Source organism: Escherichia sp. HH091_1A (genome assembly GCF_030295175.1).
Lineage (GTDB): Bacteria > Pseudomonadota > Gammaproteobacteria > Enterobacterales > Enterobacteriaceae > Escherichia > Escherichia coli_F.
In genome coordinates, this window is record NZ_AP025747.1 from 1029015 (window position 1) to 1040831 (window position 11817).

The following is an 11817-nucleotide window of genomic DNA, read 5'->3' on the forward strand; positions in this document are numbered from 1 at the left end:
CAAAAAGTACATTTTGAGGATGGTTATGGAACTGTATCTGGATACTTCAGACGTTGTTGCGGTGAAGACACTGTCACGTATTTTTCCGCTGGCGGGTGTGACTACTAACCCAAGCATTATCGCCGCGGGTAAAAAACCGCTGGACGTTGTACTTCCGGAGCTTCACGAAGCGATGGGCGGTCAGGGGCGTCTGTTTGCCCAGGTAATGGCTACCACTGCCGAAGGGATGGTGAATGATGCACGTCAACTGCGTTCTATTATTGCAGATATCGTGGTGAAAGTTCCGGTGACTGCCGAGGGGCTGGCTGCTATTAAAATGTTAAAAGCAGAAGGTATTCCGACGCTGGGAACCGCGGTATATGGCGCGGCACAAGGGCTGCTGTCGGCGCTGGCAGGTGCGGAGTACGTTGCGCCTTACGTCAACCGAATTGATGCTCAGGGCGGTAGCGGTATTCAAACTGTGACCGATTTGCACCAGTTATTGAAAATGCATGCGCCGCAGGCGAAAGTGTTAGCCGCGAGTTTCAAAACCCCGCGTCAGGCGCTGGATTGCTTACTGGCAGGATGTGAATCAATCACGCTGCCACTGGATGTGGCGCAGCAGATGATTAGCTATCCGGCAGTTGATGCCGCCGTGGCGAAGTTTGAGCAGGACTGGCAGGGAGCTTTTGGCAGAACGTCGATTTAACAGGACGTTCTGCATCCTCATCAATTGCTGATGAGTGGTGGAGTGCACCAACGCTTGCCGCGCCTGGAAATCTGCGCCCGAACCGTAGGCCAGATAAGGCGTTCACGCCGCATCTGGCGTCTGGAGCAAATGCCTGATGCGACGCTTGTCGCGACTTATCAGGCCTGGGGCTGGCAATTACTGCCCGCACACCTCGCACCCCGGATTACGCATCAGTTTCATTTCGCGAAACTGGCAAGTCATCGCATCGTACATCACGATTTTTCCGTTGGCAGGTTTGCCATAACCTGCCAGCAGTTTGATCGCTTCCATTGCCTGCAACGAACCAATCACCCCGATCAACGGTGCCATCACGCCTGCTTCTACGCAGGTTAGCGCGTTCTCGCCAAACAAACGGCTAAGGCAGCGGTAGCACGGTTCGCCGTCCTGATAAGTGAAGACCGTGATTTGCCCTTCCATACGAATTGCCGCCCCGGAAACCAGCGGCACCTTTGCGGCAAAACAGCCAGCGTTCAATTGATTACGTACCGCAACGTTATCCGTGCAGTCGAGCACCAGATTGTGTTCAGCAATCAACGCAGCAAGCTCCGCGTCATCAAGCAACGCATTTACCGGCGTAATCGCGATATGTGGATTGATCCGCGCCAGTGCGTCTCGGGCGGATTCCACCTTCGGTTGCCCGACCGTGGCATCACTATGCAGTGTCTGGCGTTGCAGATTTGAAAGCGAAACCGCGTCGAAGTCGAGCAGCGTCAGGTTGCCGACACCGGCGCTTGCCAGATATTGCGAGGCCGCGCAGCCGAGCCCACCCAGCCCGACGACCAGCACGCGAGAATCTTTTAATGCTTCCTGACCGTCAAAATCAAAACCACGCAGAATGATTTGCCGGTTGTAGCGCAGCATCTCCTGATCGCTGAGTTCTGCCATTACAGGCCTCCGAACAACGCGTTAAATGGTTCTACTTCCACCCATTCGCCCGCTTCTACATTGCCGCGCTCGCGCTCCAGTACGATAAAGCAGTTGCCGAGGCTAAAGGAGCTAAATATATGTGAACCCTGATGTCCGGTGGTCGTCACTTCCAGTTCGCCATCGGCGTTGCGTTGCAGCACGCCGCGCTGGAAATCAAGGCGTCCTGGCGATTTCTTCAGAGGCGATGCCGTGCGCACACGCTGGCGCGCGGGCAGGCCGCTGGCGGTATTGCCGCTTAGTTTTGCCAGCAAAGGCTGTACCAGTTGATAGAAGGTCAGCGTTGCTGAAACCGGGTTGCCCGGCAGGCCGCAGAACCAGCTATTGCTGAGTTTACCGAACGCGAACGGTTTACCTGGTTTAATCGCCAGCTTCCAGAAGGCGATCTCCCCAAGCTCTTCAAGAATGGTTTTGGTGTAATCCGCTTCACCCACTGAAACACCGCCGGAACTGATCACCACATCCGCTTGGCTATCGGCTTCAATAAAAGCGGCGCGCAGGGCATGGGGATCGTCGCGGATAATCCCTAAGTTGATTACCTCGCATCCCAGCTGTTCTAACATCAGGTGTACGGCGAGACGGTTGGTATCGTAGATTTGGCCGTCGCCCAGCGGCTGGCCTGGCAACTGGAGTTCATCACCGGTGGAAAACAGCGCTACACGCACTTTACGAATCACCGGAACTTCGGCAATCCCCAGTGAAGCAATTACTGGCAGCTCTGCGGTAGTCAGGCGTGTTCCCGCTGGGAAAACAACCGCACCCGCAGAGATATCTTCACCGCGACGGCGAATATTTTGCCCGCTACGCACTTCAGCGGTAAAACGCACGCCAGCGTCAGTCTGTTCTGTCTGTTCCTGCATGACCACAGCTTCACAGCCTTCCGGTACCGGTGCGCCGGTCATAATACGAATGCAGGTGCCCGCAGGCCATTCACCATGATACGGCTGACCGGCAAAGGATTTACCGGCAATGGGCAGCGGTTGCCCGGAGGCAATATCGGCTAAACGCACCGCGTAGCCGTCCATAGCGGAGTTATCAAACCCCGGGACATCCAGTGGCGAAACGACATCGCTCGCCAGAATACGACCAAAACACTGTACCAGTGGCAGCGTTTCCTGGGCGGTCAGTGGGGTAACGCGAGAAAGCATCTCATTAAGCGCGGAGTCGAGCGACATCAATCCGGTGGTAAATTCCATGAAAACACTCCTGCGGAGGCAAAATCGAATTTGCCTATTATGTCAGAAAAACGCCACAGACTGTATGCCACCTCGGGCGTAGCGCTGGCTCCTGCCTTTACATGCCATATCCATCTTTCTATATTCAAAAATTGAATGAGTAATTCATAAAAATTCTGATATTTATAGCAAAAGTGGCGAGCCACCCTTAATGGACGAATACTATGGGCAAAGCAGTCATTGCAATTCATGGCGGCGCAGGTGCAATTAGCCGCGCGCAGATGAGTCTGCAACAGGAATTACGCTACATTGAGGCGTTGTCTGCCATTGTTGAAACCGGGCAGAAAATGCTGGAAGCGGGCGAAAGTGCGCTGGATGTGGTGACGGAAACGGTGCGTCTACTGGAAGAGTGTCCACTGTTTAACGCCGGAATTGGCGCAGTCTTTACGCGAGATGAAACGCATGAACTCGACGCCTGTGTGATGGATGGTAACACCCTGAAAGCCGGTGCGGTGGCGGGCGTGAGTCATCTGCGTAATCCGGTTCTTGCTGCCCGGCTGGTGATGGAGCAAAGCCCGCATGTGATGATGATTGGCGAAGGGGCAGAAAATTTTGCATTTGCTCATGGCATGGAGCGCGTCTCGCCGGAGATTTTCTCCACGCCTTTGCGCTATGAACAACTCCTGGCAGCGCGCGAGGAAGGGGCAATGGTCCTCGACCATAGCGGTGCGCCACTGGATGAAAAACAGAAAATGGGCACCGTGGGTGCCGTGGCGTTGGATTTAGACGGCAATCTGGCGGCAGCCACGTCCACGGGCGGAATGACCAATAAATTACCCGGACGAGTTGGCGATAGTCCCTTAGTGGGCGCCGGATGCTACGCCAATAACGCCAGTGTGGCGGTTTCATGTACCGGCACGGGCGAAGTCTTCATCCGCGCGCTGGCGGCATATGACATCGCCGCGTTAATGGATTACGGCGGATTAAGTCTCGCGGAAGCCTGCGAGCGGGTAGTAATGGAAAAACTCCCTGCGCTTGGCGGTAGCGGTGGCTTAATCGCTATCGACCATGAAGGGAATGTCGCGCTACCGTTTAACACCGAAGGAATGTATCGCGCCTGGGGCTACGCAGGCGATACGCCAACCACCGGTATCTACCGTGAAAAAGGGGACACCGTTGCCACACAGTGATGAACTTGATGCCGGTGATGTGCTGGCGGTTGAAAATCTGAATATTGCCTTTAGGCAGGACCAGCAGAAAATAGCTGCGGTCCGCAATCTCTCTTTTAGCCTGCAACGCGGTGAGACGCTGGCAATTGTTGGCGAATCCGGCTCTGGTAAGTCAGTGACTGCGCTGGCACTGATGCGCCTGTTGGAACAGGCGGGCGGTTTAGTGCAGTGCGATCAAATGCTGTTGCGGCGGCGCACTCGCGAAGTGATTGAACTTAGCGAGCAGAGCGCTGCACAAATGCGCCATGTGCGCGGTGCGGATATGGCAATGATATTTCAGGAGCCGATGACATCGCTGAACCCGGTATTTACTGTGGGTGAACAGATTGCCGAATCAATTCGTCTGCATCAAAACGCCAGTCGTGAAGAAGCAATGGTCGAGGCGAAGCGGATGCTGGATCAGGTACGCATTCCGGAGGCACAAACCATTCTTTCACGTTATCCGCATCAACTCTCTGGCGGGATGCGCCAGCGAGTGATGATTGCGATGGCACTGTCATGCCGCCCGGCGGTGCTGATTGCCGATGAGCCAACCACCGCGCTGGATGTCACTATTCAGGCGCAGATCCTGCAATTAATCAAAGTATTGCAAAAAGAGATGTCGATGGGCGTTATCTTTATCACTCACGATATGGGTGTGGTGGCAGAGATTGCCGATCGGGTACTGGTGATGTATCAGGGCGAGGCGGTGGAAACGGGTAGCGTCAAACAGATTTTTCATGCACCACAACATCCTTACACCCGTGCGCTGTTAGCTGCTGTCCCGCAGCTTGGTGCGATGAAAGGGGGAGATTATCCCCGACGTTTCCCGCTCATATCGCTTGAACATCCAGTGAAACAGGAACCACCCATCGAGCAGAAGACGGTGGTGGATGGCGAACCTGTTTTACGGGTGCGTAATCTGGTTACCCGTTTCCCTTTGCGCAGTGGTTTGTTGAATCGCGTAACGCGGGAAGTGCATGCCGTTGAGAAAGTCAGTTTTGATCTCTGGCCTGGCGAAACGCTATCGCTGGTGGGCGAGTCTGGCAGCGGTAAATCTACTACCGGGCGGGCGTTGCTGCGCCTGGTCGAATCGCAGGGCGGCGAAATTATCTTTAACGGTCAGCGAATCGATACCCTTTCACCCGGCAAACTTCAGGCATTGCGCCGCGATATTCAGTTTATTTTTCAGGATCCTTACGCCTCGCTGGACCCACGTCAGACCATCGGTGATTCGATTATCGAACCGTTGCGCGTACACGGTTTATTGCAAGGTAAAGAAGCTGCTGCACGCGTTGCGTGGTTGCTGGAGCGCGTGGGTCTGTTACCTGAACATGCGTGGCGTTACCCGCATGAGTTTTCCGGTGGCCAGCGACAGCGCATCTGCATTGCTCGCGCGTTGGCATTGAATCCAAAAGTGATCATTGCCGATGAAGCCGTATCAGCGCTGGATGTTTCTATTCGCGGGCAGATTATCAACTTGTTGCTCGATCTCCAGCGTGATTTCGGCATTGCGTATCTGTTTATCTCCCACGATATGGCCGTTGTAGAGCGGATTAGTCATCGTGTGGCGGTGATGTATCTCGGGCAAATTGTTGAAATTGGTCCACGGCGCGCGGTCTTTGAAAATCCGCAGCATCCTTATACGCGTAAATTACTGGCGGCAGTTCCGGTCGCTGAACCGTCCCGACAACGACCGCAGCGTGTACTGCTGTCGGACGATCTTCCCAGCAATATTCATCTGCGTGGTGAAGAGGTTGTAGCCGTCTCGTTGCAATGCGTCGGGCCGGGGCATTACGTCGCACAACCACAATCAGAATACGCATTCATGCGTAGATAACATTCAGGCGGAGAATAAAATGGCAAGAGCTGTACACCGTAGTGGGTTAGTGGCGCTGGGCATTGCGACAGCGTTGATGGCATCTTGTGCATTCGCTGCCAAAGATGTGGTGGTGGCGGTAGGATCGAACTTCACCACGCTCGATCCATATGACGCGAATGACACGTTATCTCAGGCCGTAGCGAAATCGTTTTACCAGGGGCTGTTCGGTCTCGATAAAGAGATGAAACTGAAAAACGTACTGGCGGAGAGTTATACCGTTTCCGATGACGGCCTTACTTACACCGTGAAACTGCGGGAAGGAATTAAATTCCAGGATGGCACCGATTTCAACGCAGCGGCGGTAAAAGCGAATCTGGACCGGGCCAGCGATCCGGCGAATCATCTTAAACGCTATAACCTGTATAAGAATATTGCCAAAACGGAAGCGATCGATCCGACAACGGTAAAGATTACCCTCAAACAGCCGTTTTCAGCGTTTATTAATATTCTTGCCCATCCCGCGACCGCGATGATTTCACCGGCAGCGCTGGAAAAATATGGCAAGGAGATTGGTTTTCATCCGGTTGGCACCGGACCGTATGAACTGAATACCTGGAATCAGACCGATTTTGTGAAGGTGAAAAAATTCGCGGGGTACTGGCAGCCAGGATTGCCCAAACTGGACAGCATAACCTGGCGTCCGGTGGCGGATAACAACACCCGTGCGGCAATGCTGCAAACCGGTGAAGCGCAATTTGCTTTTCCCATCCCTTATGAACAAGCGGCGCTACTGGAGAAAAACAAAAATATCGAGCTGATGGCCAGCCCGTCGATTATGCAGCGTTATATCAGCATGAACGTGACGCAGAAACCATTCGATAACCCAAAAGTACGTGAGGCGCTGAATTACGCCATCAACCGTCAGGCACTGGTGAAAGTGGCCTTTGCGGGATATGCAGTTCCTGCCACTGGTGTGGTGCCACCGAGTATTGCCTACGCGCAAAGTTATCAACCGTGGCCTTACGATCCGGCGAAAGCGCGTGAACTATTGAAAGAGGCGGGGTATCCCAACGGCTTCAGTACCACGCTGTGGTCATCACATAATCACAGTACCGCACAGAAAGTGCTGCAATTTACCCAGCAACAGCTAGCGCAGGTGGGGATTAAAGCCCAGGTAACGGCGATGGATGCCGGGCAGCGGGCGGCAGAAGTTGAAGGTAAAGGGCAGAAAGAGAGCGGCGTGAGAATGTTTTGCACTGGCTGGTCGGCCTCGACTGGTGAAGCTGACTGGGCGCTATCGCCACTGTTCGCCTCGCAGAACTGGCCGCCGACGCTGTTTAATACTGCGTTTTACAGCAATAAGCAGGTGGATGACGAGCTTGCCCAGGCGCTGAAAACCAACGATCCGGCGCAAAAGGCGCGCTTGTATAAGGCGGCGCAGGATATTATCTGGCAAGAGTCGCCGTGGATCCCGCTGGTGGTCGAAAAACTGGTGTCGGCACACAGTAAAAACCTGACTGGTTTTTGGATCATGCCAGACACCGGTTTCAGCTTTGAAGACGCCGATTTGCAATAAGCAACGCAGGGAGTGGAATGCTTAATTACGTTATCAAACGCTTACTGGGACTGATTCCAACGCTGTTTATTGTCTCAGTGCTGGTGTTTTTGTTTGTTCATATGCTGCCCGGCGATCCAGCGCGATTGATTGCCGGACCAGAAGCCGATGCGCAGGTCATCGAGCTGGTGCGTCAACAACTGGGGTTGGATAAGCCACTGTATCACCAGTTCTGGCACTATATCACCAATGCCGTACAGGGCGATTTTGGCCTGTCGATGGTGTCGCGTCGTCCCGTTGCCAATGAGATTGCCAGCCGCTTCATGCCTACTCTATGGTTGACTATTACCAGTATGACCTGGGCGGTGCTGTTCGGCATGGGGGCTGGTATTATCGCCGCTGTCTGGCGTAACCGTTGGCCGGATCGATTAAGTATGACTATCGCGGTATCAGGGATTTCATTCCCGGCATTTGCGTTAGGAATACTGTTGATTCAGGTTTTCTCAGTTGAACTTGGCTGGTTACCCACCGTAGGTGCAGACAGTTGGCAGCACTACATTTTACCCTCCCTGACGCTCGGCGCGGCAGTGGCAGCCGTGATGGCGCGCTTTACCCGCGCATCGTTTGTCGACGTTTTAAGCGAAGATTATATGCGTACCGCGAGGGCGAAAGGGGTGAGCGAAACCTGGGTCATCCTCAAACACGGGTTACGCAATGCGATGATCCCGGTAGTGACCATGATGGGCTTACAGTTTGGCTTTTTACTCGGTGGTTCCATTGTGGTGGAGAAAGTCTTCAACTGGCCCGGACTTGGACGCTTACTCGTCGACTCCGTAGAAATGCGCGATTACCCGGTGATTCAGGCGGAAATTCTGCTTTTCTCGCTGGAATTTATTCTTATCAACTTAGTGGTGGATGTGCTTTATGCCGCCATTAACCCGGCTATCAGGTACAAGTAAGGATGCGAATATTTAACTGGCGACGTCAGGCGGTGTTAAACGCCATGCCATTGGTTAAACCTGACCAGGTACGTACACCGTGGCATGAATTCTGGCGACGATTTCGCCGTCAGCATATGGCGATGACCGCCGCATTGTTCGTTATTTTATTGATTGTGGTGGCCATTTTTGCACGCTGGATCGCTCCCTATGACGCCGAAAATTATTTTGATTATGACAATCTGAATAACGGACCTTCTTTGCAGCACTGGTTTGGCGTCGATTCACTGGGACGCGACATTTTCAGCCGTGTCCTGGTTGGTGCGCAAATCTCGCTGGCGGCGGGCGTGTTTGCCGTGTTTATCGGTGCGGCGATCGGGACGTTGCTGGGCTTGCTGGCGGGATATTATGAAGGCTGGTGGGATCGGCTGATCATGCGCATTTGCGATGTGCTGTTTGCCTTCCCGGGTATTTTACTGGCGATCGCTGTTGTTGCGGTGTTGGGAAGCGGCATCGCTAACGTGATTATCGCCGTTGCCATTTTTTCCATCCCCGCGTTTGCCCGACTGGTGCGCGGCAATACGCTGGTGTTGAAACAGCAAACCTTTATTGAGTCAGCACGCAGTATTGGTGCCAGCGATATGACCATTTTATTGCGTCATATTCTGCCTGGGACCGTCTCTTCTATCGTGGTGTTTTTCACTATGCGCATTGGTACCTCGATTATCTCTGCGGCCAGCCTGTCGTTTCTCGGCCTCGGCGCGCAGCCGCCGACACCAGAGTGGGGAGCGATGCTCAATGAGGCTCGAGCGGATATGGTTATCGCGCCGCATGTCGCTGTTTTTCCGGCCCTGGCTATTTTTTTGACCGTACTGGCGTTCAATTTGCTGGGGGATGGTTTACGCGATGCGCTGGATCCGAAAATTAAAGGATAGTTACGTTTGAATATTGCTTGAAAGGGTAATCACCTCACAGGAAATTATTACCCAAAGCAAGTGTTGTAACTTTCTGCTGATTTTGTAGAATCGGGTAATTTGGTTAAAAAGCCGCAGCGGGACTATTTTTGCAGCGGCACGGCGTTCAGATAGTTATTTTGTTAAATGTATTAACATGCTGAGTTTATACGAAAAGATAAAAATAAGGTTGATAATTTTATTTTTATTGGCAGCGCTGTCATTTATTGGTCTTTTTTTCATCATTAACTATCAACTGGTATCGGAACGCGCGGTAAAACGTGCCGATAGCCGCTTTGAACTTATTCAGAAAAACGTTGGCTATTTCTTTAAAGATATTGAACGTTCGGCCCTGACATTAAAGGACTCACTGTATTTATTAAAAAATACAGAGGAGATTCAACGCGCTGTGATCCTTAAAATGGAAATGATGCCATTTTTAGACTCGGTGGGACTGGTACTTGATAATAATAAATATTATCTCTTTTCGCGGAGGGCAAATGATAAAATCGCTGTTTATCATCAGGAACAAGTAAATGGACCGCTTGTCGACGAGTCAGGGCGGGTTATTTTTGCCGATTTTAACCCATCGAAACGACCGTGGTCTGTGGCTTCAGATGACTCTAACAACAGCTGGAATCCGGCATACAATTGCTTTGATCGTCCGGGTAAAAAATGTATCTCTTTTACGCTACGCATCAACGGCAAAGATCACGATTTGTTAGTGGTGGATAAAATTCATGTCGATTTAAACTGGCGATATCTGAACGAGTATCTTGATCAAATCAGCGCTAATGATGAAGTTCTATTTTTGAAACAAGGCCATGAGATCATTGCCAAGAATCAACTCGCTCGTGAAAAACTGATTATTTATAATAGCGAAGGCAATTATAATATTATTGATTCTGTCGATACTGAATATATCGAAAAAACATCAGCGGTGCCAAACAATACATTATTCGAGATCTATTTTTATTATCCTGGCGGTAATTTATTGAACGCATCAGATAAACTTTTTTATCTGCCGTTTGCTTTCATTATTATCGTATTGCTGGTGGTTTATTTAATGACCACTCGTGTGTTCCGTCGGCAATTTTCTGAAATGACCGAGCTGGTTAATACGCTGGCATTTTTGCCCGACTCAACGGATCAAATCGAGGCTCTGAAAATTCGCGAAGGCGATGCGAAAGAGATTATCAGCATCAAAAATTCGATCGCGGAAATGAAAGATGCCGAAATTGAACGGTCAAATAAATTGCTCTCACTGATCTCTTACGATCAGGAAAGCGGTTTTATTAAAAATATGGCGATTATTGAGTCCAACAATAATCAGTATCTGGCTGTGGGGATCATCAAACTGTGTGGTCTGGAAGCCGTGGAAGCGGTGTTTGGTGTTGATGAACGCAATAAAATCGTCAGGAAATTGTGTCAGCGAATTGCCGAGAAATATGCGCAATGCTGCGATATCGTGACATTTAATGCCGATCTCTATTTACTTCTGTGCCGGGAAAATGTACAGACATTTACCCGTAAAATAGCGATGATAAACGATTTTGACAGCAGCTTTGGCTACCGCAATCTGCGCATCCATAAGTCTGCCATTTGTGAACCGTTGAAGGGAGAAAACGCCTGGAGTTACGCAGAAAAACTGAAACTGGCGATTTCCAGTATCCGTGACCATATGTTCTCAGAGTTTATTTTCTGTGATGACGCGAAACTCAACGAAATAGAAGAGAATATCTGGATTGCGCGTAATATTCGCCATGCAATGGAAATTGGCGAACTATTCCTGGTCTATCAACCGATCGTTGATATTAACACCCGCGCCATTCTGGGCGCGGAGGCGTTGTGCCGTTGGGTGTCTGCGGAGCGGGGGATCATTTCACCGCTGAAGTTCATTACCATTGCTGAAGATATCGGGTTTATCAATGAGCTAGGTTATCAGATTATTAAAACGGCAATGGGTGAATTCAGACATTTTAGTCAGCGTGCGTCGCTGAAGGACGGTTTCTTACTGCATATTAATGTTTCGCCCTGGCAGTTAAACGAACCACACTTTCATGAGCGTTTTACCACCATCATGAAAGAAAATGGCCTGAAGGCGAACAGCCTCTGTGTTGAGATCACTGAAACTGTGATCGAGCGAATTAATGAACATTTTTATCTCAATATTGAACAACTGCGTAAACAAGGGGTACGGATATCGATTGATGACTTTGGCACCGGTTTGTCAAACCTGAAACGTTTTTATGAAATTAATCCAGACAGTATAAAAGTGGACTCGCAATTTACCGGCGATATTTTCGGTACTGCGGGGAAAATTGTGCGCATTATTTTCGATCTGGCACGCTATAACCGGATCCCGGTGATTGCGGAAGGCGTAGAGAGCGAAGACGTTGCGCGCGAATTAATCAAATTAGGATGTGTTCAGGCTCAGGGGTATCTGTACCAGAAACCCATGCCATTCTCCGCCTGGGATAAAAGTGGAAAATTAGTAAAAGAGTAGTTTACG

Annotated in this window: 9 protein-coding genes; 7 read left to right on the forward strand and 2 right to left on the reverse strand. The window is 51.1% G+C overall.

Annotated elements, in window-relative coordinates; translation table 11 throughout:
• Window positions 1-25 precede the first annotated feature (25 nt).
• A complete protein-coding gene (gene fsa, locus QUF14_RS04905; RefSeq protein ID WP_001354867.1) occupies window positions 26-688 on the forward strand; it encodes a fructose-6-phosphate aldolase in 663 nt (220 codons plus the stop codon).
• Window positions 689-865: 177 nt separating this feature from the next.
• Here fsa and moeB read toward each other — a convergent pair whose 3' ends face one another.
• The gene (gene moeB / locus QUF14_RS04910; RefSeq protein WP_000829228.1) at window positions 866-1615 is read right to left on the reverse strand and encodes a molybdopterin-synthase adenylyltransferase MoeB; all 750 of its coding nucleotides are present in this window, start codon (window positions 1613-1615) and stop codon (window positions 866-868) included.
• A complete protein-coding gene (gene moeA / locus QUF14_RS04915; RefSeq protein WP_000397323.1) occupies window positions 1615-2850 on the reverse strand; it encodes a molybdopterin molybdotransferase MoeA in 1236 nt (411 codons plus the stop codon). Before moeA ends, moeB begins: the two co-directional genes overlap by 1 nt.
• 203 nt (window positions 2851-3053) lie before the next feature.
• Here moeA and iaaA point away from each other — a divergent pair, with 203 nt between their 5' ends.
• The 6 genes from iaaA to QUF14_RS04945 all read left to right on the forward strand — a co-directional run bounded on the left by iaaA (window position 3054) and on the right by QUF14_RS04945 (window position 11811).
• The gene (gene iaaA / locus QUF14_RS04920) at window positions 3054-4019 is read left to right on the forward strand and encodes a beta-aspartyl-peptidase (RefSeq protein ID WP_000513792.1); all 966 of its coding nucleotides are present in this window, start codon (window positions 3054-3056) and stop codon (window positions 4017-4019) included.
• Window positions 4006-5877 (forward strand): glutathione ABC transporter ATP-binding protein GsiA, encoded by a 1872-nt coding sequence (gsiA, locus tag QUF14_RS04925; protein ID WP_024212111.1) that lies wholly within the window; start codon window positions 4006-4008, stop codon window positions 5875-5877. Before iaaA ends, gsiA begins: the two co-directional genes overlap by 14 nt.
• A gap of 19 nt (window positions 5878-5896) precedes the next feature.
• The gene (gsiB, locus tag QUF14_RS04930) at window positions 5897-7435 is read left to right on the forward strand and encodes a glutathione ABC transporter substrate-binding protein GsiB (RefSeq protein WP_100734017.1); all 1539 of its coding nucleotides are present in this window, start codon (window positions 5897-5899) and stop codon (window positions 7433-7435) included.
• Window positions 7436-7452: 17 nt separating this feature from the next.
• Window positions 7453-8373 carry a glutathione ABC transporter permease GsiC gene (gene gsiC, locus QUF14_RS04935; RefSeq protein WP_000936027.1) on the forward strand — a complete coding sequence of 307 codons (921 nt, stop codon included), beginning with the start codon at window positions 7453-7455 and terminating at the stop codon, window positions 8371-8373.
• A gap of 2 nt (window positions 8374-8375) precedes the next feature.
• Window positions 8376-9287: a glutathione ABC transporter permease GsiD gene (gene gsiD, locus QUF14_RS04940; protein WP_001218008.1), complete on the forward strand. Its 912-nt coding sequence runs from the start codon at window positions 8376-8378 to the stop codon at window positions 9285-9287.
• A 175-nt stretch (window positions 9288-9462) separates the two neighbouring features.
• Entirely contained in the window at window positions 9463-11811 is a 2349-nt protein-coding gene (locus tag QUF14_RS04945) for a sensor domain-containing phosphodiesterase (RefSeq protein WP_000950338.1), read from the forward strand.
• Window positions 11812-11817: the final 6 nt, after the last annotated feature.